Genomic DNA, 22,766 nt, shown 5'->3' with positions numbered 1-22,766 from the left:
CCGGTACGATCACCGGCCTGCCTTCCGTTGCGGATCCTGTGCCCGTGCTGCGTATTGCCCTGCCCCTGCTGCTCGCCGTGTCCGCCCCGGCCGCCGCCCTGGACCTGCCGGCGCTGATCGAATGCCGCCAGGGCGTGGCTGAGCAGGCCGCGTTGGCGCCCCTGCTGGCTGATCCACTGAAAGCCGTCGCCCACGGCCTGCAGCCGCTGCCGCAGGGCAACCAGTTCATGAGCGAGTACCGGCTGGCCCAGCCGATCAGCGTGTTCGGCGCCCGCACCGAACGGGTCGCCGTGGCCGGGTCCAGCGTCATGGCGATCCTCGACCAGGCTGATCCACGGCCGCTGGCCAGGCAGCTGGGGCTGGAGACCGGCTACGACCAGGATGGCAAGTTCATGGCCGGGCGCGAGCTGGTCAGCCGCGACGTGACCGACCCGAAGACCGGCGAGGCCCAGATCGAGTCGATCATCCTCAGCGTCTCCACCGTGGCCTCTCATCCCGGCAAAACCCTGGCCGGCTGCACCTACAGCCTGGACCTGCCCGAAGAAGAAGCCCCCGCCCGGCCTGAACTGGCCCCACCCCCAATCACCGGACCGGGCAGCGACGGTCACTGACAGGCCGCCACATCCTGCTAGACTTGGGCCAACGCCCGGCTTGCCGGGTGCCCTTTTTCCAGAGATGTCAGAAGACGACAGTAGTAGCTCCGCACAGGAGCCCAGTGAAAAGAAGCGCGGCTGGCTTGAACGCCTGACCTCCGCCTTCTCCGGCGAACCCCATACCCGCGACGAGCTGGTCGCTGTCCTGCACACCGCGCAGGAAGAGGGTCTGATCGCCGCCGATACCCTGAAGATGATGGAAGGCGCCATTTCGGTGGCCGAGCTGACCGTGGGCGACGTGATGATCTCGCGCTCGCAGATGGTCTCGCTGCCGGTCGAAGCGCCCTTCCTGGAACTGATGAAGCAGGTGGTCGAATCCGGCCATTCGCGCTTCCCGGTGCACGGCGAGAACAAGGACGACATCCTTGGCATCCTGCTGGCCAAGGACCTGCTGCGCGGCGTGGTCGCCGACAACGGCCCGGCCAACGTGCGCGAGCTGTTGCGCCCGGCGGTGCTGATCCCGGAGGCGAAGAAGCTCAACGTGCTGCTGAAGGAGTTCCGCCTGTCACGCAACCACATGGCCATCGTGGTCGACGAGTACGGCGGTGTTGCCGGCCCGGGCACCATCGAGGACGTGCTGGAACAGATCGTCGGCGAGATCGACGACGAGCATGACGAGGCCGAGGATCCGTCGGCGCAGATCGCCATCCAGTCCGACGGCCAGTACGTGGTCGACGCGCTGACCCCGATCGGCGACTTCAACGAGCGCTTCGGCGCGACGTTCTCCGACGAGGACTACGACACCATCGGTGGCCTGGTCACCGAGGCCGTGGGCCATCTGCCGGAAGTCGGCGATGAGCTGGCGCTGGACCGCTTCATGTTCCGCGTAGCCCGCGCCGATGCGCGCCGGGTACAGGCCTTCCACGTGACCGTGCTGCCGCCGGACGCGCAGGACGACGCTTGAAGCGCGGTGGCCCCCTCCAGGCACTGCGCCTGACGGCATGGCTGGCACTGTGCGTGCTGGCCACGGCCCTGCCGCTGGCCGCCTTCGCGCAGCCGGCGGCAGCCACGCCTGTCCCTGCCACTGCCAGCGCCGAGGCTCCGGCCCCGCGCATCGGTGTGGTGACCATGCAGCCGGGCACCGTGTTCTTCGAACGCTTCGGCCATGACGCCATCGTCGTGATCGATCCGGTCAGTGGCGAAGCAACCTCGTACAACTTCGGCTATTTCGATCCGTCCGAGGACGACTTCATCAGCCGCTTCGTGCGCGGCGACATGATGTATTACCTGGTCGCGCTGCCGCTGCAGCAGGACCTGTCGTACTACGACGAGACCGGCCGTGGCGCCAGCGTGCAGTGGCTGGACCTGCGCCCCGAGCAGGCGCGTGCGCTGGCCGCCGACCTGGCCGAACGGGCCAAGCCGGAAAACGCGCGCTACCACTACGACTACTACACCGCCAACTGCGCCACCATGGTGCGCGACACGGTGAACAAGGCGCTGGATGGCGGCCTGCAGTCACAGCTGTCGGGGCGCTCGCGTGGCAACACCTATCGCAGCGAGTCGGTACGCCTGGCCTCGCCGGCACCGTGGATGTGGCTGGGCTTCGATGTCGGCCTCGGTCCGTTCGCCGACCAGCCACTGTCGCGCTGGCAGGAAGCCTTCGTGCCGATGCGCCTGGCCGATGCACTGCGCCAGGCGCGCAACAGCGATGGGCGGCCGCTGGTGCAGTCCGAACAGGAACTGCTGCCGCACCGCATCGACCCGGAGCCGAAGGAATTCGCGCGCCGCTGGTGGCCGTGGCTGCTGCTCGGGCTGGTCGTGGCCGGCGGCATCGTTGCGCTGCGCCGTCGCCCGCGCCTGCTGGCCGGTTTGGCCCTGCCGTTCTGGCTGCTGTGTGCCATCGCCGGCAGCCTGCTGGTGTTCCTGTGGGGCTTCAGCACCCACTACGCTGCCTGGGCCAACCGCAACCTGCTGCTGCTTTCGCCGCTGGCCGTGCTGCTGCTGCCGGGCGCGATCGCACTGCTGCGCCGGCGCGTGCCGGGCCGCATGTTCAGGGTCGTACTGTGGCTGCTGGCGGTACAGGCTGTGGCCGCGCTGGTGTTGCACTGGCTGAGCCTGCAGGCCCAGTACAACGTGCAGTGGATCGTGCTGCTGCTGCCCGTGCACGTGGCACTGGCCTGGGTGCTGGGGCGCCGTCCTCACTTGTCCGAAACACGGCACTGACGCACGATGGCGGGCATGTCATTGCCCGCCTCCGCTTCCGCCCCTGCTTCGGCCAACCCCGCCTGCGTCATCAACTGCGTCCACTACGATGACGAGGGCAAACGCCACGACATCAGCCTGGACGCCATCAGCGATGTCATTGCCAGTGGCAATGGCTTCGTCTGGGTCGGCCTGTACGATCCCAACGACGATGTGCTGCTGAAACTGCAGGAGGAATTCTGCCTGCACGACCTGGCGATCGAGGATGCGCGCAACGCGCACCAGCGGCCCAAGGTCGAGACCTACGGTAATTCGATGTTCGTGGTGGTGACCACCGCGCAGATGGTCGACGAGCGCATCCAGTATGGCGAAACCCATGCCTTCCTCGGCCCGCGCTTCCTGGTGACGGTGCGCCACGGCGCCTCGCTGTCCTACGCACCGGTACGTGCACGGGTCGAGCGCGAGCCGCAGCTGCTGAAGATGGGCCCGTCGTACTGCCTGTACGCGGTGACCGACTTCGTGGTCGACAACTACCTGCCGATCGTGCACCGCTTCCGCGACACGCTGGACCTGCTGGAAAAGGACATCTTCGCCGAGAACTACAAGCGCAGCACCGTGGTGCGGCTGTACGAGCTCAAGCGCGAACTGAACAAGATGCGGATGGCGGTGGCGCCGCTGCAGGACGTGCTGGCGCAGCTGCGCCGCTACCAGGGCGAGCTGATTCCGGACGAAGTGAAGCTGTACATCCGTGACGTGCATGACCACGCGGTACGCATCAGTGATGTGATCGATACCCTGCGCGAAATGCTGGGCACCGCGCTCAGCGTGAACCTGTCGCTGGTGACGCTGGCGCAGGGCGAGACGGTCAAGCGCCTCGGCGCGTGGGCCGCGTTGCTGGCGGCACCGACGCTGATCACCAGCTGGTACGGCATGAACTTCAGCCACATGCCGGAGCTGAGCGAACCGTGGTCGTACCCGCTGATGATTGTCGGTGTGGGTGGCGTGTGCGTGGGGCTGTACCGGCTATTCAAGCGCGCGAAGTGGTTGTAGCGCGTATCGCCCAACGGTCGATACCCACCATACCTGTATCGTGGCACATGACCCGCCTTTGGTAGTGCCGGCCGCTGGCCGGCAACCAGGCAATGCCGGCCAGCGGCCGGCACTACCGTTCGGCATCAAGCCACGTAGACGGTCTTGATGTTCATGAACTCATGGATGCCGTGGTCAGCCAGCTCCCGACCGAAGCCGGACTGCTTGCTGCCACCGAACGGCAACCGCGCATCGCTCTTGACGATGGCGTTGACGAACGCAGCGCCACATTCCATGCGCTGTGCGAAGCGCTCGCCACGTACCGGATCGCCGGTCCACACGCTGCCGCCCAGGCCGAAGCGGGTGTCATTGGCCACGCGCAGTGCCTCGGCCTCGTCGCTGACCCGGATCACTGCGGCCACGGGACCGAACAGCTCCTCGTCATACGCCGGCATGCCCGGGCCGACCTGGTCGAGCACGGTGGCGGGATAGCCGGCATGCGTACCCGCAACGGGCTCGCCGCCGACCAGAACGCGCGCGCCCTTGGCCACGCTGGCCTGCACCTGCTTGTGCAGTTCGTCGCGCAGGTCGGCACGGGCCATCGGCGCCAGCGTGGTGCCGCGCTCGTTGGGATCGCCATACTGGCGCTGGCCCGCCGCTTCAACGAAGCGTCGGGTGAACTCGTCGGCCACCGCATCGACCACGATGAAGCGCTTGGCCGCGATGCAGGTCTGCCCGCTGTTGTCGAAGCGCGACTTCACCGCCGCAGCCACGGTCTTGTCGAGGTCGGCATCGTCCAGCACCACGAAGGCATCGCTGCCGCCCAGCTCCATCACCGACTTCTTCAGCTGGCTGCCGGCGTTGGAGGCGATCGAACGCCCTGCCCGCTCGCTGCCGGTCAGCGTCACCGCCTTCACCCGTGCGTCGCGCAGCACCTCGGCGGCCTGGTCGTTGTCGATGTGCAGTACATCGAACACGCCATCCGGAAGGCCTCCGTCACGGCACACCGCCAGGATCAGGTCGGCGCATTGCGGCACATTGCTGGCGTGCTTGAGCAGGGCCACGTTGCCGGCCATGAACGCCGGTGCCAGGAAGCGGAACACCTGCCAGATCGGGAAATTCCACGGCATCACCGCGAACACGCAGCCGATCGGCTCGTAGCGCACATAGCTGCGCTGGGCTTCGGTGTCGATCAGCTGCGGCTTGAGATAGTCGGCCGCGTGGTCAGCGTAGTACTCGCAGGCGGCAGCGCATTTGTCGACCTCGGCCAGCGCCTCGGCCTTGAGCTTGCCCATCTCGTGGGTCATCGCCCGCTGCAGATCATCGCGGCGCGCGCGCAGCTGGGCGGCGATCCGGCGCAGGATGGCACCGCGATCCTGCAGCGAGTGATCGGCCCAGCCGGGGAAGGCATCGGCGGCAGCCTGCAGGCGCTGCTCGATGTCAGCAGCGCCCATCAGTTCATGGCGGTAGGTCACCTGGCCGGTGGCCGGGTCGATGATCTCGACGGTCATGGGGGATCTCCATCTGGAAGACCCCCATTGTGCGCCGCTGTCCGTGAGCCGGGTGTTGCCGGCGCTGTCGACAGGTCGTGTGCTCAGCCGTTGTCCTGCCGCGCCAGCTGCAGGTCGCGCTGGCGCCGCTTCTCGGCGCGGGCATTGATGTACCAGCCGATCACCGCGGCGATCGATACCGCCGATACCAGCAGGGTGGCCAGTGCGTTGATCTTCGGGCTGATACCCATGCGCACCGAGGCAAACACCTTCATCGGCAACGTGGTCGAGCCCGGCGTGGCCACGAAGCTGGCCACCACCACGTCATCCAGCGACAGGGTGAACGCCAGCAACCAGCCCGCCACCAGCGCCGGCGCGATGATCGGCAGGGTGATCCGGCCGAACACGGTCAGCCGGCTGGCGCCCAGGTCCATCGCGGCTTCTTCCAGCGACAGGTCCATTTCCTGCAGGCGCGAGGACACCACTACGGTGACGAAGCACAGGGTGAAGGTGACGTGCGCGATCCAGATGGTGGTCAGGCCGCGCGCCGGGAAGCCGGGAATCGCGCCCATCGAGGCCAACAGCGCCATCAGCGAGAAGCCCAGGATCACATCCGGCATCACCAGCGGCGCGGTGACCAGCGCACCGAACATCGGCTTGCCACGGAATCGCTTGAAGCGGGTCATCACCATCGCCGCCAGCGTGCCCAGCACGGTGGCGGTACAGGCGGTCCAGAACGCCACCACCAGGCTGGTCCACATCGCATCCATCAGCGCGCGGTCGGCGAACAGGTCACTGTAGGCGCGGGTGGAGAACCCGGCCCAGACCATCGCCAGCCGCGAGCTGTTGAACGAATAGAACATCAACAGCAGGATCGGCAGGTACAGGAAGGCGAAGCCGAGCAGCAGCACGCCCAGCCCCAGGCCCTTGGCGGTACGCGGGCTCATGCCTGCTTCCCTTCCAGCAGGCGCTGCTGGGAACGGTTGAACAGCAGGATCGGCACCAGCAGCAACAGGATCATCGCCACCGCCATCGCCGAAGCGCCGGGCCAGTTGCGGTTGTTGAAGAACTCGTTCCACAGCTGGCGGCCGACCATCAGGGTCTCCGAGCCACCGAGCATCTCGGGGATCACGAATTCACCGATGGCCGGAATCATCACCAGCATGCAGCCGGCGATGATGCCGGCTTTCGACAGCGGCAGGGTGATGCGCAGGAACGCCTGCCACGGCTTGGCACCGAGGTCGTAGGCCGCTTCCAGCAGGCGATGGTCATGCTTGACGAGGTTGGCGTACAGCGGCAGCACCATGAACGGCAGGTAGCAGTAGACGATGCCGATGTAGGCGGCAGTTGGCGTATCGATCAGCTGCAGCTTGGGCAGGCCCATGCTGGTCATCAGCGCCTGCAGGCCGGTGAACTGCAGGAACTGGTCGAGCAGGCCGTTGCGGTCCAGGATCGCCTTCCACGCGTACACGCGGATCAGGAACGAGGTCCACGACGGCAGCACCACCAGCATCATCGCCACGTTGCGTGCGGCCGGCGACAGGCGCGCGATGGCATAGGCCATCGGGTAGCCGATCAGCAGGGTCAGGAAGGTGGAGATGGCCGCGATCCTGATCGAGCTCAGGAACGCCTGCGCATAGATCGAATCACGGAACAGCGCCAGGTAGTTTTCCAGGTTCAGCTTCAGCGAGAAACCGCCGTCGGCGTACTGCAGCAGCCAGGTGTACGGTGGCGAGCCGACCCGGCTGAGCGAGAAGCTGATCATCAGCACGATCAGGAACGGCACTGCGAAGAACAGCAGCAGCCACAGGTACGGAATGCCGATCACCGTGGCACGCAGCCCCGGCAGCCAGCGCTTCAGGCCGGCGACGCTCATGAGGTCAGCACCACGCCGTCGTTGTCGCGCCAGTGCACCCACACGCTGTCGCCCCAGGTCAGGCCATCGCTGGCCCAGCGCTGCGAATTGGCGAAATTGGCCAGCACCTTGGCGCCGCTGGGCAGGCGCACGTGGTAGACCGAATGGCTGCCGAAATAGGCGATGTCCTCGATCACGCCCTGCGCCTTGTTGGTGTGCCCTTCCGGCTCGTCCTTGCCGATCATCACCTTCTCCGGGCGCAGCGCGAACGCGACCGGCTGCCCTTCATACCCGGTGATGCCATGGGCGATGTAGATCGGCGCCGGGAACAGCGGCGAGCGCACGGTCACGTACTCGGGCAGGTCCTCGTCGATCACCCCGTCGAACAGGTTGACCGAACCGATGAACTCGGCGACGAAGCGGTTGGCCGGCTGCTCGTAGACCTCGTCCGGCTTGCCGACCTGCTGGATCCAGCCGGCATCCATCACCGCGATGCGGGTGGCCATGGTCATCGCTTCTTCCTGGTCGTGGGTGACCATCACGCAGGTCACGCCCGACGATTCGATGATGCTGACCAGTTCCAGCTGCATCTGCGAGCGCAGCTTCTTGTCCAGCGCGCCCATCGGCTCATCCAGCAGCAACAGCTTCGGCCCCTTGGCCAGCGATCGCGCCAGCGCCACGCGCTGCTGCTGGCCACCGGACAGCTGGTGCGGCTTGCGCTTGCCCAAATGGCCCATCTGCACCAGGTCCAGCATTTCGCCGACGCGCTTGCTGATCGCGTCCTTGCCCAGGCCGTCCTGCTTCAGCCCAAAGGCGATGTTCTGCTCGACCGTCATGTGCGGGAACAGGGCATACGACTGGAACATCATGTTGACCGGCCGCTGGTACGGCGGCAGCGCGTCCAGGCGTTGGCCATCGAGGGTGATGCTGCCCTTGGTGGGCGTCTCGAAGCCGCCCAGGCAGCGCAGCAGGGTCGATTTGCCACTGCCGGAGCCACCGAGCAGGGCAAAGATTTCGCCCTTGCGCACGTCCAGGTTGACGTCGTCGACGGCGACAAAACCGTCGAATTCCTTGCGCAGGTCACGAATGGAGAGATAGCCGGGCGCACCGGTCGTGTCGACGACGGCGGCTACCGGCTGGGCTTCAACGGGCATGGGGGCTCCGGGAGCGGGCGGTGGACAGCGGCCGCCATTCTAACGGCCGGGGGCCGATGGGGATATGACGGCAACGGGCGACCGGGCCCCCGCCGGGCAGGGCCCGGCGCTACCACCGCCCTCCGCCGGGCAGGGCCCGGCGGCGCCAGACCGGCTCAGCGCCCGGTCTTCACCTCGGTCCACAGCCGGGTGTAGAGCTTGTCGGTCTCCGGCGTGTTGATCGAATAGGTGAACATCTTCTCGGCCACGTCGGCCGGCGGGTAGATGGTCGGGTCGGTACGGATCGCCTCGTCCACCAGCGGGGTCGCGGTCGGCACCGGATTGGCGTAGTGGATGAAATTGGTGTTGGCCGCGGCGACCTTCGGTTGCAGCAGGTAGTTGATGAACGCGTAGGCCGCTTCCGGGTGCTTGGCATCCTTCGGGATCGCCAGCATATCGAACCACTGCGGGGCGCCTTCCTTCGGGATCGAATAGGCCACGTGCACGCCATTGCTGGCTTCCTCGGCACGGTCGCGGGCCTGGATGATGTCACCCGACCAGCCGACCACCAGGCAGGTGCCGCCATTGGCCAGCGAGCCCACATACTGCGAGGAGTGGAAGTTCTGCACGTACGGGCGGATCGACTTCAGCAGGTCGGCGGCCTTCTGCAGCTCGGCCGGGTCGCCGCTGTGCGGGTCCAGGCCCAGGTAATGCAGCGCGATCGGGATCATGTCGGCCGGCGTGTCCAGGATGGTCACGCCGCAGTCCTTCATCTTGCTGATGTTCTCCGGCTTGAACACCAGGTCCCAGCTGTTGGCGATGTCGGCGCTGCCGCCGAAGCGCTGCTTCAGCATGTCGACGTTGTAGCCGATGCCGGTGGTGCCGATCATGTACGGCACGCCGTACTGGTTACCCGGGTCCTGGGTGGCGATGCGCTTCATCACCGCCGGATCCAGATTGGCCAGGTTCGGGATCTTGCTCTTGTCCAGCGGCAGGAACACGCCGGCCTGGATCTGGCGACCGAAGAAGTTCAGGGTCGGCACCACCACGTCGTAGCCGCTGTTGCCGGCCAGCAGCTTGGTCTCGACCATCTCATCGCTGTCGAACACATCGTAGGTCACCTTGATCCCGCTCTCCCTCTCGAAGGTCGGAATGGTGTCCTCGGCGATGTAATCGCTGTAGTTGTAGACGTTCAGGACCTGGCTGTCCTGCGCGCCGCCGTTGCCACCGCTGCAGGCGGCAAGCATGGCGGAGGCCAGGCCGAGCGTGAGGATACGCAGCGTCATCGGGTGCTCCAGAATGCGGGAAGGGGGGCCGGCGGGGCCGGCGACGGGTGCCAGCCTACCCCCCGGCGGCGGATTTTTCTATTCCGGATGCTCAGACGTTCAGCAGCAGGAACTCGCGTTCCCACGAGCTGATGACACGGAAAAAGGTCTCGTATTCCTTGCGCTTGACCGAGATGTAGGCCCGGCAGAAACGCTCGCCCAGCAGCGCCTGCAGCTCGCTGCACTGCTCCAGCCCGTCCAGCGCCTCGCCCAGCGAGCGCGGCAGGTTGTAGCCCAGTTCCTTGGCGCTGCCGGTCACCGGCGCATCCGGCGCCAGCCGCTCGCGGATGCCGAGCAGGCCGCAGGCCAGGGTCGCGGCCATCGCCAGGTAGGGATTGGCATCGGACCCGGCGAAACGGCTTTCCACGCGCATGTTCTCCGGCGTGTCCAGCGGCACGCGCAGCCCACAGGTGCGGTTGTCATAGCCCCAGTGCACGTTGCTCGGCGAGACCTCACCGAACACCAGCCGCCGATAGGAGTTCACGTTCGGCGCGAAGAACGCCATCGCCTGCGGCACGTACTTCTGCAGGCCGCCCAGGTAGTGGCCGAACACCGGGCTGAACTCGCCCTCGGCATCGGTCTCACCGGCGAACACGTTGCTGCCATCGCTCACCCGCACCAGGCTCTGGTGGATGTGCATGGCACTGCCCGGTTCGTTCTCCATCGGCTTGGCCAGGAACGTGGCATAGACACCGTGGCGCATCGCCGCCTCACGCATGGTGCGCTTGAACAGGAACACCTGGTCGGCCAGGTCCATCGCATCGGCATGGGTGAAGTTGACTTCCAGCTGCGCTGCGCCGGATTCATGGATCAGGGTGTCCACGTCCAGCTTCATCGCATCGGCGTAGTCGTACATCAGGTCGAGGATCGGGTCGAATTCGTTGACCGCGTCGATCGAGTACGACTGCCGCGCGGTTTCCGGGCGCCCGGAGCGGCCGGCCGGTGGCAGCAGCGGGAAGTCCGGGTCGGTGTTCTTCTGCACCAGGAAGAACTCCAGCTCCGGCGCCACCACCGGGCGCAGGCCCAGTTCGGCATAGGCCGCGAGCACGCGGCGCAACACGTTGCGTGGCGCCAGCTCGTGCGGCTCGCCATTCTTGGTATAGCAATCGTGGATGACCTGCGCGGTGGCGTCGGCCGCCCACGGCACCATGCGCACCGTGTCCGGATCGGGGCGCAGCATCATGTCCGAGTCCGACGGCGAGGTCAGCTCGTAGTAGTCGTCAGGGAACTCACCGGTGACGGTGGTCGCGAAAATGCCTTCGGGCAGGCGCGTACCGTAGTCATGCGAGAACTTGTCGGCGGGAATGATCTTGCCGCGCGCGTTGCCGGTGATGTCCGGCACCAGGCATTCGACCTCGGTGATACGCCGCTCCTTCAACCAGCGCAGCAGGCTGCTTTCCTGCGGTGCGGGGGGCGTGGCCGTCTTGCGCGGGCGCGTTCGGGAACTCATCGGGAATCCAGTCGGTTCTGTTGGTGCTGCCGGCAAGCTTGGCCGAACGCACGGAAAATAGCGTGATAGAACGGCGCCTGCATGACACGCCACTCCGGGTGCCACTGTACGCCGAGCACGAAACCATGGTGCAGGCTGCGTGCCGCCTCGACCAACCCGTCATCGGCCCGGGCCTCGACCTGCAGGCCCTGCGCGAGGCGGGCGATGCCCTGCCCGTGCACCGAATTGACCTGCACGCGATCGCCCCCCTGCCACTGCGACAGCCAGCCATCGGCGGCCAGCGTCACCGCATGCGCCGGCCCGTACTGCACGTCCACCGGCGCCCGCGGATCTTCACGATGATCCGCCAGGCCGGGCACCGCATGCACCTGCGGATGCAGGCTGCCGCCCAGTGCCACATTCAATTCCTGGAAGCCGCGGCAGATCGCCAGCACCGGCAGGTCCAACGCCAGCGCTTCCTGCAGCAGCGCGAACGCGTTGGCATCACGGGCCGGGTCGTGCGGATTGCCTGGCCAGCTGCGACCACCTTCATAGTGCTGCGGTTCGATATTGCTGACTGCACCGGTCAACAGCAGGCCATCGAGCCCCTGCAGCCAGTCGCCGGCCGGCAGCGGTGGCTGCAGGCTTGGCAACACTACCGGAGTCACCTCGGCCGCCTCGGCCAGCGCGCGCACGTACTTCTCGCCGGCCACCGCGAAACGGTGATGGCCGAGCACGGTGCTGTCGGTGGGCAGGCCCACCCAGGGCAGGCGGCGCATGGAAAACTCCTTGGCGTGCCGACACGTTACCCGTCGCCCGGCGACGGCGGCAAGTCGGTGCCGTCACACCACGGCCGTCACGCATCGGCGAAACTACCGGGGTGAACGCTGATCGACCTGCCCCGCTCCGCCCTCCCGCCCTGCACCCGCGAGGCCTGCAGTGAGCGCCGCCTTCCCGCCCAGCTGGTATGCCTCCAGCCTGCCCGAACCGCCCGCCCTGCCCTCGTTGCAAGGGGATGTGCAGGCCGATGTCGCGGTGCTGGGCGCTGGCTATACCGGCCTGACCGCAGCCCTGGAACTGGCCGCACGTGGCCGGCGCGTGGTAGTGCTGGACGCGCAGCGGATCGGCTGGGGCGCGTCCGGCCGCAATGGTGGCCAGGCGCTGGTCGGCTACGGCTGCGAGGTGGATGAGCTGGAGCGTCAGCTCGGTCGTGATGATGCGCGCCACCTGTTCGACTGGTCGCGCGACGCCGTGCAGGCGATGCGCACACGCATCAATCGCCACGGCATTGACTGCCATTGGGTGGAAGGCCACGCCAGCGTCGCCATCCGCGAACGCCATGAGCGCGAGCTGCGGGCCAACTGCGAGCACCTGCAACGCCATTACGACTACCCCATGCAATGGTGGGAGCGTGACGTCCTGCGCGCGCAGCTGGACAGCCCGCGCTATCGCGCCGCGATGTTCGATCCGCTCAGCGCGCACCTGCACCCGCTGGCCTATGCGCGCGGCCTGGCCGATGCGGCGCGCGCGGCCGGCGTGGTGATCCACGAGGATTCGGCGGTAACCCGCGTGCAGCGCGGACCGCAGCCCACCTTGCACACCGCGCAGGGCAGCGTACGCGCCGCGCATCTGGTGGTGGCCGGAAATGCCTGGCTGCAGGGCCTGCTGCCCGAGCTGGAACGCCGGATCATGCCGGTCGGCACCTATATCGGCGCCAGCGCGCCGCTGGGGGCCGAGCGCGCCCGCGCCCTGATCGGCAACGACATGGCCGTGGCCGACACCGCCTGGGCATTGGACTATTTCCGCCTCAGCCATGACCATCGGCTGCTGTTTGGCGGGCGCGCCAGCTACTCGGCGTTGCCCCCACCCGGCCTGCGTGGGGTGATGCAGCGGCGCATGCACCAGGTGTTCCCGCAGCTGGCCGACGTGGCACTGGACCAGGTCTGGGGCGGCTACGTCGACATTACCCGCAACCGGGCCCCGCATTGGGGCCGGCTGGACGGCAACGTGTACTTCGCGCAGGGCTTCTCCGGCCATGGGGTGGCCGCCGCCGGGCTGGCCGGCGAGGTGATCGCCGCCGCCATTGCCGGCCAGAGCGAACGCCTGGACGTGTTCCAGCGCCTGCGGCATGCGCCCTTCCCCGGCGGCCGGCTGCTGCGCACGCCGCTGCTGGTGGCGGCGATGTCCTGGTACAAGCTGCGGGATGCGTTATGGTGAAGATTCTGCATCTCCACCTGTATTGAACGTTCTGACAAGCGCACCGCAGCGCCGATCATGCTGCACACGTCACAGATTTTCACACAATATCTGTGATGGATGGTTGGTCAATTCCCTAAATGCGCAGCTGTGCAATTGCATAATCGTTCGCAGACCGATACCGTCCTGAGAAACCGGGCCCCGCGGCGAATGGATGCTGACAGGGGACGCGTAGGAGAGGGGGACGTGCGATTGGACTGGTGGAAAGAAGGATTGTTGCTGAAGGTGCGCATTCGTCCGGCTGGCCTGATGCTGGCCTTGCTTTATGCAGTGGCCTATTGGGCAACCCGACAACTGTCGCTGGATCAGTTCTATTTGCCAGCCGGCATCCGGGTGGCAGCCGTGCTGTTGTGCCCGCCGCGCCTGTGGCCCTACCTGCTGTTGGGCGAATATGCGTACTTTGCACAGTCCCGCGTGCCGATGATCGAGAAGTACGGCCTGACATGGGTCATTGTTGCCTCCGCATTCCTCATGCCAGCAGTGATGCTGATTGTGAAGCTGCAACGACGACTGATGGCGGAGTCGCAGACGATCGGCCTCTTGTTGATTGCCGCCGCTTCCAGCGTCGTTGTTACTCTGCTCAACCTCAGCTTTTCCCATCTGCTCTGGCCAACACCTCCTTCCACGCCCTTCCTGACCAATGCCGCGCGCTTCAGCGTGGGTGATTTCATCGGCATTCTGACGGTGGCCCCCATCGCCATGCTGTGGGCGCGACAGGACGTGGGGCAGGAGTGGAACGCTCGACGAAAGACCCCGATGCTGGCAGCACTTTCATCGATGCTGCTGATCGGGATAGCAGCGACTCAACTGCCCGCAGACTGGATTGCATTGAAGGCAACGTTCCTGCTGCTGTTGGCACTCCCCGCGGCCGCACTTACCTGCCTGTATGGCTGGAAGGGTGCTGCCCTTGCAGTACCGGTGCTCAACATGGTCATCGGCCTGACCACGCCCAACACCCATCCAACCGCATTCGATCCCGCGGCCTTCATCACCCAGCAGATCATGGCGATCAGCGGCATCGTATTGCTGCTGCTCGGATCACGCATCACCCACTTCTACCACCGTTACAGGCTGCGCGAGATGGGGGAAAGGGACGCCATCCATCTTGCGAGGAGCTCGCAATTGGCCAGCGAGATGGAGCTGCGCGAGCGTGCCCTGCACCTTCGCAAGCTCGGCGACGGCATTGATACGTCGCTGGTTGAGCTGGCCGACTGGCTCAAGGCCCAGGGACATCACGCAGTGGCCAGCAGCCTACTGCATACCTCGAATGTACATTCGCGGCTCTTCCGCGAACAGACAAGCATGGTCTATCCCTCGGGCCTGGAGCATCTTGGGCTTTACGTGGCCTTGCAGGCGGGTGGCATCCGTGAGTCATGGAAGCTGACGGAGCGCGTTCTCCGCCCGGATCTGAAAGGCGACCCCTGCAACCTGAGCGTGGAACTGCAGTTGGCCGCTTACCGGACACTCATTGATGCGGTCTCCATTCTTCTCAAGCATGAAGGTGGCCAGATTCGCATTCGTGCAAGGTGCGGCGGAATGGGCTCCAGGCGCGGAATCCTCATGGTCGTGTCGCTGCTGGAGTCGCGTCGGCGCCTTTCCCAGCAGACAACCATGGCCGCGTTCGAGCGACTGACCGGGCGAACCCTCGCCTATGACGGGACTGTTGACTGCTATGGCAACCGGGTCAGGATTCTGTTCCTCGACCGCGAAACCAAACTTGAAACAGTGCCCAGCACTCCATCGCGGTACAGCTGCCCCGCACCCTCTGCGCTGCAGTAGTGCATTTCACAGTCAAGCGACCGGATCGGACCAACGCAGCGGAATCGCATAAGCGTCCCGCTCATCCCCCTGGCCCAGGGCGTCATGGGCACCCGGCGAACACCGGGTGCCCATGCAGTCTGATACTGAAGCTCGCCGATATCCCGGCAACAGGCAGTATCAGGGTGCCTCTACCGCCCACAACACATCCGCTCCGCTTGCATATCTGACCAGAGTGAATGCGGGGGTCCGATAGACAACCGTTCTGATGGCTTTGGCGGGAACAGGCAGGCGCTGCTCCGGCAACGACACCTTCGCAGATGGGTCACCTGCCGGCAGCACCCAGAACGTGCCGGCAGCATTGCCGATCACGATGTGCACGCGGCCCGCGAGATCATTTACCTGGAAATAATCCATGCCATCGCGCTCGAACCCATAGACCAACCAGCCGGGATCCACGCTCAGGTCTTGCGCCTGCGGAATCGACTGGCCGAGTCCTTGCCCGGCCATCTTGATTCCATGGTCGTCACTCGGGGCAAAAGCAAAAACGGATACCGGCACCAACATCAATGCACCAGCAAATGCATGAATTCGGAAACTTCTCACACTAACCTCCAGGTTGGATGCAATACGGATCAAGAAGGATGCTACCGCCAATCACATCAGCATATACCGGGCAGACTCCGCAGTGCCTATCGGACATAATCCACTGGATCGATGCAAACCCATGCCACGCCGAAGCTGCGTCCGAAATCGCCAATACCCGCAGTGAAATCCGCCGACGGCGCGGGTCAGCGGCATTTGCGACAAGGACCCGCACAAGCGCGTGCAACAGCAGGATATCGTCGATTGTGTGATGGAGAACACAGCGGACAGCATCAACCGCCGAATGTGGCTGGTGCAACGACTGAAACGCGATCGCCCTGCGGGCGCGCTGATTGTGGATGATTCACCGTCCGCGGGTGGCTATGCCGCCGCACTGCCGGGCGTGCAGGGCCACGAAGCATGGGAGGCCGCCGATTGCAGCGCAAAGAGAGGCCTGACACCTCGATTGCGCCCATCTCCAACTGTCGATAATGTCTGCGGAAGCGGCCAGTCATCATTGGCCGGGAGACAAGAGGCGCGGGCTTGGACCGATTCAAAGAAGCAATTGAACTGAGCTTCCGGATCCGACCCGTCGGAATCGCACTCGCGGCCGTCTACGCCCTGGGCTGCCTTGCCTCGCGTCAGTTCTCGCTGGATCAGTTCTTCCTGCCTGCGGGCATCCGGGCAGCGGCACTGCTGATCGCCCCGACCCGCCTGTGGCCCTACCTGCTGCTTGGCGAGTACGCGTACTTCGCAACCCTGCGCATCCCCATGATCGACAGCTACGGCCTGGCCTGGGTCATCCTGGCCTCGACGCTGCTGATGCCGGTGGCGATGCTGGTGGTCTACCTGCATCGCATGAGAATGCCATCGGAGTCCGCCACCGGCCTCTGGCTGCTGTCGCTGACCTTCTGCATGGCGCTGTTCGTCCCGGCACTCAATATGGGCATTTCATTTGCTCTGTGGTCGAACCCGCCGCCGAGCAACCTGCTTAGCGCAGTTGATCGCACGATCTTTGGCCACTTCGCCGCCATCATCACCCTCGTGCCGTTGGCATTCCTCTGGTCGCGACGACACGCGGCCCCCAATTGGATGCGCCGCTTTGCTGCGCCTACGGTCACGGCCATCCTGGTGATGCTGGCCCTGGGCCTGTGCATGCAACTTACGGCCATCAGCGGCCACACCACACGCACCCATCTGGTTCTGCTGTCCTCCCTCCCAGCGATCGCCCTGACCTTCATGCATGGGTGGCGTGGCGCCGCCATCGCGATTCCGCTGTTGAACCTTCCACTCCATTTCGCCACACCCAGCACCGGCCTACCGTCCTCGTTCGACCTGGGCACCTTCGCCACCCAGCAGAACATGGCCGTGATGAGTGTCGCACTGCTCGCCCTGGGGTCCAGCATCAGCTATCACCATGAGCGTGCACGGGCCCGTGGACTGGCAGAGGAAACCACGTTGCGCTTGGCACGTAGTTCGGACCAGACCCGTGAGCGTGAGCTTCGCGAGCGCGCTTCCCATCTCAAGCAACTCGGCGAAGGCATGGACAGCTCGCTCGGCGAGATGGTCAGCTGGCTGAAGGCGCAGGGGCATCATGCGGTGGCCAACAGCCTGCAGCATGCCTCATCCGTGCACTCGCGGCTGTTCCGTGAACAGGCCAGTCTGGTCTACCCCACGGGGCTGGAGCAGGTTGGGCTGTATATCGCGCTGCGGGTTGGCGGCGCGTGCGAGAACTGGGACAACTCCCATCGCGTGATTCCGCCCCGGCTGGAGGGCAACCCCTGCCTGCTGACTGTGGACCTGCAGCTCGCCATCTACCGCTCGCTGATCGAGGCGGTGTCGCTGCTGCTGGAGCTGGAGTCGGGGCAGGTCAGCGTGCGCGCCCGGAGCGGCCAGGCTGGCGACCGCCGCGGCATCGTGGTGGTCGTGGGCCTGCTTGACCGCGGTTGCACGCTGTCGAACCGGACCGTTCAGCAGGCCACCGAGCGTCTGGCCGGCCGTTTAATGGCCTACGGCGGCACGGTGCATTGCCGTGGCAACCGGCTCCGGCTTGTCCTGCACGAATCGATTGCGGGTACAGCGGCGGCATTCGCATCGCCTGCCTGATCGGCGAACGACGCGCAGGGCACGCCGCTCCGCTAAAGTTGCGCCCGAAACCGCCGCTATCCGTGCCGAGCCCCTCCCTCGTGAGCCACCGCATCATGCCCGTCCTGCCGCAGGCCGCCGTCGATGGCGACCTGGCCGATCCGCTGCCACAGCGGATCCTGCTGGTCGAAAACTCCCGTGCGTTCACCGGCATGCTGCGCGAAGCCATCGAGCAGCGCCTGGAACTGCCGGTGGTGATCGCGTCCACCCTGGCCGAGGCCGACCGCCTGCTCAGCGAAGGTGGGGGCTGGTTCCTGGTGCTGACCGGACTGGTCCTGGCCGACGGCGACCGCGATGCGGTGGTCGAATTCTTCCTCAAGCGCGACCTGCCGACGGTGGTGGTCAGCGGCGTTTACGATGAGGACCTGCGCAAGCGCGTGCTGCAGCAGCAGATCATCGACTACGTGCTGAAGAACACGCCGGGCAGCATCGACTACCTGGTGTGGTTGGTGCAGCGCCTGGAACGCAACCGTCGCATCGCCGCACTGGTGGTGGACGATTCGCCTTCCGCACGCGGCTATGCCGCGGCCCTGCTGCGCATGTATGGCCATGAGGTCCACGAAGCGGCCGACGGCAACGAAGGACTGGCTGCGATCGAAGCGCACCCTGCGATCCGCCTGGCCGTGGTCGACCAGGAAATGCCGGGCATGCAGGGCGTGGAGTTCACCCGCCGCCTGCGCACCCTGCGCTCGCGCGACAAGGTGGCGGTGATCGGCATCTCCGGCAATACCGACGCCTCACTGATCCCGCGCTTCCTGAAGAACGGCGCCAACGATTTCCTGCGCAAGCCATTCTCGCGCGAGGAATTCTTCTGCCGTGTCTCGCAGAACGTGGATCAGCTGGAACTGATCGGCACCCTGCAGGATCTGGCCACCCGCGACTTCCTTACCGGCCTGCCCAACCGGCGCTTCTTCCTGGAGCAGAGCCAGCGCCAACTGCCGCAGCTCCAGCTGCACGGCCAGTGCGTGGCGGTGGCGATGATCGACATCGACCACTTCAAGCACATCAACGACACCCACGGCCACGAAGCCGGCGATGATGCGCTGCGCGCGGTGGCCGGCGCGGTGGCCGCGCATGCACGCAGCCACGACCTGATCGCGCGGTTCGGCGGCGAGGAATTCTGCCTGCTGGTGCCGGACATGGAACAGGACGAGGCGGTGCTGTACTTCGAGGAACTGCGCCAGCGCATCGCCGCGCTGGAAGTGGACATCGGCACTGCCACCCTGCGCATGACGGTCAGCATCGGCCTGTGCTGCCTGCGTCCGCAACGCGACGCACTGCACCGGCTGATCTCCGAGGCCGACCGCCAGCTGTACCTGGCCAAGGCCGGCGGCCGCAACCGGGTCAGCTGCACCACGGTGGCCAGCCCGCTGCGCCCACGCGAGCCCGCCCTGCCCTGAGCGGCGCGCTTTGATCCAGATCAACGCCGCCCATGCGCGGCGGATCTACAGTCGGCCCCGACATACGCATGAAGGGGAGCCGGGGATGGCACTACTGGTCTGGCAGGACGATCTGAACATCGGCATCGATGTGATCGACCAACAACACCGCCGCATCATCGAGATGCTCAACCACCTGCACGTGGCGCAGACCAGCCTGCAGCGTGCAGCGGTGGGTGAAGTGATCGACGAGGTGGTCGACTACACCATGTCGCACTTCGCATTCGAGGAAGAGCTGATGGAGGAAGCGGGCTACCCGTTCTGTGCCGCGCACAAGCGCGTGCATGAAATCTTCATCAAGCGCGTGGCCGAGTACCGGCTGCGCTTCCAGGCCGGCGAGGACATCAGCGACGAACTGCGCACCATGCTCTCGCGCTGGCTGTTCAACCACATCCGCGGCGACGACCAGGCCTACGCCGAACAGGTCAAGGCGCACCTGAACCAGTTCACCCGCGAGCACCAGGGCGGTGGTTGGCTGGGCCGCACGCTCAAGCGCTTCTTTGGCTGAACCGCAGCGCGCGCCGGTGCAGTGCCACCAGCGCGCACAGCGTCGCCACCGCGGTCAGGCACAGGTAGTAGCCCACCGCGACCAACCCGAAGCGCTCGGCCAGCCAGGTGGCCAGGTAGGGCGCGGGGGCGGCGCCAAGGATGCCGGCCAGGTTGAATGACAGCGAGGCGCCGGTGTAGCGCACCTCCACCGGATAGATCTCGGCCAGGAAGGTGCCGCAGGGGCCGTAGGTCAGGCCCATCAGGAACAGGCCCAGGCACAGGAAGGCGGTGACCAGCCACGGGCTGTGCGGCTGGAACAGCGGCGCGAACAGCACGCCGAAACCGATGATCAGCACGCTGGCCACGATCATCGTGCGGCGCGTGCCCCAGCGGTCGCCGTAGCGCGCCGACAGCGGGATGCCCAGCGCGAAGAACAGCATGCCGGCCATCTGCATCAGCAGGAACTGCTCGCGGCTGTAGCCCAGCACCGCCGTGCCGTGGCCGAGGCTGAACACCGTCATCAGGTAGAACAGCACGAAGGTGGCAAAGGCGCCCAGCGTACCCAGCAGCATCGGCACCGGGTGGTCGCGCAGCACCGTCAGCATCGGCAGCCGCACCGGCGCCTTCTGTTCCAGCGCCTTCTTGAAGTCGGGGGTCTCGTGGATGTTCAGCCGCACCCACAGGCCGAGGCCGACCAGCAGCGCGCTGGCCACGAACGGAATGCGCCAGCCCCACTGCAGGAAATCGTCCTGGCTCAGGCAGCGGCCCAGCACCAGGAAGATACCGGCCGACAGCAGGAAGCCCAGCGGTGCACCCAGCTGCGGGAACATGCCGTACCAGGCGCGCTTGCCAGGCGGCGCGTTCTCGGTGGCCAGCAGCACCGCCCCGCCCCACTCGCCCCCCCAGCCCCAGGCCCTGGCCGAAACGGCACAGCGCCAGCAGCGCCGGTGCCCACAGCCCGATCTGCGCATGGGTCGGCAACAGGCCGATCAGCACCGTGGACACGCCCATGGTCAGCAACGCCGCTACCAGGGTGGCCTTGCGTCCGATGCGGTCACCGAAGTGGCCGAACACCGCCGAGCCGACCGGACGCGCGATGAACGCCACCGCGAACGTTGCCAAGGACTGCAGCAGGGCTGCCTGTTCGCTGCTGTCCGGGAAGAACAGGTGCGGAAACACCAGCACTGCAGCCGTGGCGTAGATATAGAAATCGAAGAACTCGATGGTGGTGCCGATCAGGCTGGCCAGCAGGACTCGACTGGGGGAATTCACGGGCGGCGCGGCAGCGGTGATCGTCGACATCGGCAACACGGGTAACGGCGGATCGCCCGATTCTGCCACGGGCTGGCGGCCGCACGGGACGATGGTTTCAGCCGACACCGATGCCAACGAGGGGGCAGGCGCCATTCTCCTTTAGCGTCGAGCAGGGCTCGGCCCTGCAGGCGAGCGCAAAGCCAGGTGTCGTTACAGCTGGATCCAGGTCGCCTTGATCTCGCTGTACTTGTCGAACGCATGCAGCGATTTGTCGCGGCCGTTGCCGGACTGCTTGTAGCCACCGAACGGGGCGGTCATGTCGCCGCCATCCCAGCCATTCACCCAGACGCTGCCGGCGCGCAGCTGGCGGGCGACGCGATGGGCGCGACCGAGATCGCGCGTCCACAGGCCGGCGGCCAGGCCATAGCGGCTGTCGTTGGCCACGCGCACCGCTTCGGCCTCGTCCTCGAAACCAAGCACAGCCAACACCGGCCCGAACACTTCCTCGCGTGCCAATGCCTGCTCCGGCCGCACCTGGTCGAACACGGTGGGCTGCACGTAGCTGCCGCCGGCTTCCACCTCGGCACGCCGCCCACCCAGCAGCAACCGGGCGCCCTCGCGTTCGGCGCGTGCGATATCGTCCATCACCTTGGCCAGGTGGGCGGCATCCACCAGCGCGCCCATCGGCGCATCGGCCTGCAGCGGATGCTGCGGCTGCATGTGCTGGCCGTAGGCAACCACCTGGTGCACGAAATCCTCACGGATCGAACGCTGCACCAGCAACCGCGAACCGGCGGTGCAGACTTCGCCCTGGTTGAAGAAGATGCCCTGTGCCACCGCCTTGGCGGCGGCATCCAGATCAGGGGCGTCGGCAAACACCACATGCGGACTCTTGCCACCGCACTCCAGCCATACCCGCTTGAGGTTGGAGCGCCCTGAATACTGCAGCAGCTTCGCCCCGGTGGCCGTGGAGCCGGTGAAGGCCAGCACGTCCACATCCATGTGCAGGGCCAGCGGTTCACCGACGCGCGCACCGTGGCCCGGCAGCACGTTCAGCACACCCTCCGGCAGCCCAGCCTCGGCGGCCAGCGCCGCCAACCGCAGCGCACTCAGCGGCGACCGCTCGGATGGCTTGAGCACCACCGAGTTGCCCATGGCCAAGGCCGGCGCAATCTTCCAGCAGGCCATCAGCAGCGGGAAATTCCACGGCACGATGGCCGCCACCACACCCGCGGCCTCGCGCGTGACCAGCCCCAGCTCATGTGGGCCGGTCGGCGCGACCTCGCCGTACAGCTTGTCCACCGCTTCGGCGGTCCAGCGCAGGCAGCGCACCACGCCAGGCAGATCGATGCGGCGCGCATCGCGCACCGGCTTGCCCATGTCCAGGGTTTCCAGCAGGGCCAGTTCGTCGGCGTGCGCTTCCACCAATGCCGCCAGTGCCAGCAGCACGCGCTTGCGATGGGCCGGAGTGGCCTGCGACCAGTGGCCCGCCTCGAAGCTGCGTCGCGCAGCCCGTACCGCGCGCTCGACATCCTGCGCGTCGCAGTCGGCGACCGCGCCCAGCACGCGGCCATCGATCGGACTGATGCAGTCGAAGCGGGCGCCGCTGGCGGCATCGACATAGCGGCCATCGATGAAGGCCTGGCCGGGTATCGACAGCTGGAGGGCCAGCGCCTGCCAATGACTGCGGTCGGGGGAATCGGCCATGGGAAGCTCCAACATTCAACAAGCCTTGGTTATACCGGGGCCGCCGCGACTCCGCCGTGACGCGGCTGCGTTACATT

The 22,766-nt window shown here is 66.2% G+C and carries 20 protein-coding genes and 1 pseudogene; 11 read left to right on the top strand and 10 right to left on the bottom strand.

Annotated elements, in window-relative coordinates:
• Window positions 1–44 precede the first annotated feature (44 nt).
• The 4 genes from EGM71_RS06990 (at window position 45) to EGM71_RS06975 (ending at window position 3,845) form a co-directional block, all read left to right on the top strand.
• The gene (locus tag EGM71_RS06990; RefSeq protein ID WP_188488718.1) at window positions 45–611 is read left to right on the top strand and encodes a hypothetical protein; all 567 of its coding nucleotides are present in this window, start codon (window positions 45–47) and stop codon (window positions 609–611) included.
• Between the two features lie 64 nt (window positions 612–675).
• Complete coding sequence (locus tag EGM71_RS06985) at window positions 676–1,557, top strand: HlyC/CorC family transporter (RefSeq protein ID WP_188488716.1); 882 nt, start codon at window positions 676–678, stop codon at window positions 1,555–1,557.
• Window positions 1,554–2,816, top strand: a complete 1,263-nt coding sequence (locus EGM71_RS06980; protein WP_188488714.1) for a DUF4105 domain-containing protein — start codon at window positions 1,554–1,556, stop codon at window positions 2,814–2,816. Before EGM71_RS06985 ends, EGM71_RS06980 begins: the two co-directional genes overlap by 4 nt.
• A 6-nt stretch (window positions 2,817–2,822) precedes the next feature.
• The gene (locus EGM71_RS06975) at window positions 2,823–3,845 is read left to right on the top strand and encodes a magnesium and cobalt transport protein CorA (RefSeq protein ID WP_188488712.1); all 1,023 of its coding nucleotides are present in this window, start codon (window positions 2,823–2,825) and stop codon (window positions 3,843–3,845) included.
• 125 nt (window positions 3,846–3,970) lie between these two features.
• Here the strand turns inward: EGM71_RS06975 and EGM71_RS06970 are convergent, their stop codons facing one another.
• The 7 genes from EGM71_RS06970 to EGM71_RS06940 all read right to left on the bottom strand — a co-directional run bounded on the left by EGM71_RS06970 (window position 3,971) and on the right by EGM71_RS06940 (window position 11,835).
• Entirely contained in the window at window positions 3,971–5,335 is a 1,365-nt protein-coding gene (locus tag EGM71_RS06970) for an NAD-dependent succinate-semialdehyde dehydrogenase (protein WP_188488710.1), read from the bottom strand.
• 83 nt (window positions 5,336–5,418) lie between these two features.
• Window positions 5,419–6,261 (bottom strand): ABC transporter permease subunit, encoded by an 843-nt coding sequence (locus tag EGM71_RS06965; protein WP_100439086.1) that lies wholly within the window; start codon window positions 6,259–6,261, stop codon window positions 5,419–5,421.
• Window positions 6,258–7,190, bottom strand: coding sequence for an ABC transporter permease subunit (locus EGM71_RS06960; RefSeq protein WP_188488708.1), 933 nt, complete (start codon window positions 7,188–7,190; stop codon window positions 6,258–6,260). The genes EGM71_RS06965 and EGM71_RS06960 overlap by 4 nt, the downstream gene beginning before the upstream one ends.
• On the bottom strand, window positions 7,187–8,323 hold the full coding sequence (locus EGM71_RS06955) for an ABC transporter ATP-binding protein (protein ID WP_010486163.1): 1,137 nt from the start codon (window positions 8,321–8,323) through the stop codon (window positions 7,187–7,189). The genes EGM71_RS06960 and EGM71_RS06955 overlap by 4 nt, the downstream gene beginning before the upstream one ends.
• Before the next feature lie 155 nt (window positions 8,324–8,478).
• Window positions 8,479–9,588 (bottom strand): polyamine ABC transporter substrate-binding protein, encoded by a 1,110-nt coding sequence (locus EGM71_RS06950; protein WP_188488706.1) that lies wholly within the window; start codon window positions 9,586–9,588, stop codon window positions 8,479–8,481.
• Window positions 9,589–9,679: 91 nt separating this feature from the next.
• Window positions 9,680–11,077, bottom strand: a complete 1,398-nt coding sequence (locus tag EGM71_RS06945) for a glutamine synthetase family protein (protein WP_099555094.1) — start codon at window positions 11,075–11,077, stop codon at window positions 9,680–9,682.
• On the bottom strand, window positions 11,074–11,835 hold the full coding sequence (locus EGM71_RS06940; RefSeq protein ID WP_188488704.1) for a gamma-glutamyl-gamma-aminobutyrate hydrolase family protein: 762 nt from the start codon (window positions 11,833–11,835) through the stop codon (window positions 11,074–11,076). The genes EGM71_RS06945 and EGM71_RS06940 overlap by 4 nt, the downstream gene beginning before the upstream one ends.
• 160 nt (window positions 11,836–11,995) lie before the next feature.
• Here EGM71_RS06940 and EGM71_RS06935 point away from each other — a divergent pair, with 160 nt between their 5' ends.
• Both EGM71_RS06935 and EGM71_RS06930 read left to right on the top strand, forming a co-directional pair.
• Window positions 11,996–13,273: an NAD(P)/FAD-dependent oxidoreductase gene (locus EGM71_RS06935; RefSeq protein ID WP_188488702.1), complete on the top strand. Its 1,278-nt coding sequence runs from the start codon at window positions 11,996–11,998 to the stop codon at window positions 13,271–13,273.
• Window positions 13,274–13,498: 225 nt separating this feature from the next.
• Window positions 13,499–15,091 carry an MASE1 domain-containing protein gene (locus tag EGM71_RS06930; protein ID WP_188488700.1) on the top strand — a complete coding sequence of 531 codons (1,593 nt, stop codon included), beginning with the start codon at window positions 13,499–13,501 and terminating at the stop codon, window positions 15,089–15,091.
• Between the two features lie 159 nt (window positions 15,092–15,250).
• Here the strand turns inward: EGM71_RS06930 and EGM71_RS06925 are convergent, their stop codons facing one another.
• Window positions 15,251–15,709 (bottom strand): hypothetical protein, encoded by a 459-nt coding sequence (locus EGM71_RS06925; RefSeq protein WP_223224544.1) that lies wholly within the window; start codon window positions 15,707–15,709, stop codon window positions 15,251–15,253.
• 187 nt (window positions 15,710–15,896) lie between these two features.
• Here EGM71_RS06925 and EGM71_RS06920 point away from each other — a divergent pair, with 187 nt between their 5' ends.
• The 4 genes from EGM71_RS06920 to EGM71_RS06905 all read left to right on the top strand — a co-directional run bounded on the left by EGM71_RS06920 (window position 15,897) and on the right by EGM71_RS06905 (window position 19,747).
• Window positions 15,897–16,229 (top strand): hypothetical protein, encoded by a 333-nt coding sequence (locus EGM71_RS06920; protein ID WP_188488698.1) that lies wholly within the window; start codon window positions 15,897–15,899, stop codon window positions 16,227–16,229.
• On the top strand, window positions 16,199–17,761 hold the full coding sequence (locus tag EGM71_RS06915) for an MASE1 domain-containing protein (protein ID WP_188488696.1): 1,563 nt from the start codon (window positions 16,199–16,201) through the stop codon (window positions 17,759–17,761). The genes EGM71_RS06920 and EGM71_RS06915 overlap by 31 nt, the downstream gene beginning before the upstream one ends.
• Window positions 17,762–17,856: 95 nt before the next feature.
• Complete coding sequence (locus EGM71_RS06910; protein WP_188488694.1) at window positions 17,857–19,200, top strand: diguanylate cyclase; 1,344 nt, start codon at window positions 17,857–17,859, stop codon at window positions 19,198–19,200.
• Between the two features lie 85 nt (window positions 19,201–19,285).
• Window positions 19,286–19,747 (top strand): bacteriohemerythrin, encoded by a 462-nt coding sequence (locus EGM71_RS06905; RefSeq protein ID WP_049416324.1) that lies wholly within the window; start codon window positions 19,286–19,288, stop codon window positions 19,745–19,747.
• Here the strand turns inward: EGM71_RS06905 and EGM71_RS06900 are convergent.
• Window positions 19,728–21,021 (bottom strand): annotated as a pseudogene (locus EGM71_RS06900) (MFS transporter). The gene EGM71_RS06905 and the pseudogene EGM71_RS06900 overlap by 20 nt on opposite strands.
• Here EGM71_RS06900 and EGM71_RS06895 point away from each other — a divergent pair.
• Window positions 20,951–21,145: a hypothetical protein gene (locus tag EGM71_RS06895; protein ID WP_188489931.1), complete on the top strand. Its 195-nt coding sequence runs from the start codon at window positions 20,951–20,953 to the stop codon at window positions 21,143–21,145. The pseudogene EGM71_RS06900 and the gene EGM71_RS06895 overlap by 71 nt on opposite strands.
• Before the next feature lie 47 nt (window positions 21,146–21,192).
• On the opposite strand, the gene EGM71_RS06890 is transcribed toward EGM71_RS06895, so the two are convergent.
• Window positions 21,193–22,689, bottom strand: coding sequence for an aldehyde dehydrogenase (locus tag EGM71_RS06890; RefSeq protein ID WP_188488692.1), 1,497 nt, complete (start codon window positions 22,687–22,689; stop codon window positions 21,193–21,195).
• Window positions 22,690–22,766 lie beyond the last annotated feature (77 nt).

Origin of the sequence: Stenotrophomonas maltophilia, assembly GCF_006970445.1 — a bacterium.
In the GTDB taxonomy this organism is placed as follows: domain Bacteria; phylum Pseudomonadota; class Gammaproteobacteria; order Xanthomonadales; family Xanthomonadaceae; genus Stenotrophomonas; species Stenotrophomonas maltophilia_AU.
Note: the sequence above shows the minus strand (reverse complement) of the source record. Positions and strands in the feature narration are given on the sequence as shown.

Excerpts from the sequence above, each read along its gene's own strand:
- EGM71_RS06985 (WP_188488716.1), top strand. The coding sequence starts at position 676 with ATGTCAGAAGACGACAGTAGTAGCTCCGCACAGGAGCCCAGTGAAAAG.
- EGM71_RS06975 (WP_188488712.1), top strand. The coding sequence starts at position 2,823 with ATGGCGGGCATGTCATTGCCCGCCTCCGCTTCCGCCCCTGCTTCGGCC.
- EGM71_RS06970 (WP_188488710.1), bottom strand. The coding sequence starts at position 5,335 with ATGACCGTCGAGATCATCGACCCGGCCACCGGCCAGGTGACCTACCGC.
- EGM71_RS06965 (WP_100439086.1), bottom strand. The coding sequence starts at position 6,261 with ATGAGCCCGCGTACCGCCAAGGGCCTGGGGCTGGGCGTGCTGCTGCTC.
- EGM71_RS06960 (WP_188488708.1), bottom strand. The coding sequence starts at position 7,190 with ATGAGCGTCGCCGGCCTGAAGCGCTGGCTGCCGGGGCTGCGTGCCACG.
- EGM71_RS06955 (WP_010486163.1), bottom strand. The coding sequence starts at position 8,323 with ATGCCCGTTGAAGCCCAGCCGGTAGCCGCCGTCGTCGACACGACCGGT.
- EGM71_RS06950 (WP_188488706.1), bottom strand. The coding sequence starts at position 9,588 with ATGACGCTGCGTATCCTCACGCTCGGCCTGGCCTCCGCCATGCTTGCC.
- EGM71_RS06945 (WP_099555094.1), bottom strand. The coding sequence starts at position 11,077 with ATGAGTTCCCGAACGCGCCCGCGCAAGACGGCCACGCCCCCCGCACCG.
- EGM71_RS06940 (WP_188488704.1), bottom strand. The coding sequence starts at position 11,835 with ATGCGCCGCCTGCCCTGGGTGGGCCTGCCCACCGACAGCACCGTGCTC.
- EGM71_RS06910 (WP_188488694.1), top strand. The coding sequence starts at position 17,857 with ATGCCCGTCCTGCCGCAGGCCGCCGTCGATGGCGACCTGGCCGATCCG.
- EGM71_RS06905 (WP_049416324.1), top strand. The coding sequence starts at position 19,286 with ATGGCACTACTGGTCTGGCAGGACGATCTGAACATCGGCATCGATGTG.
- EGM71_RS06895 (WP_188489931.1), top strand. The coding sequence starts at position 20,951 with ATGGTGGTGCCGATCAGGCTGGCCAGCAGGACTCGACTGGGGGAATTC.
- EGM71_RS06890 (WP_188488692.1), bottom strand. The coding sequence starts at position 22,689 with ATGGCCGATTCCCCCGACCGCAGTCATTGGCAGGCGCTGGCCCTCCAG.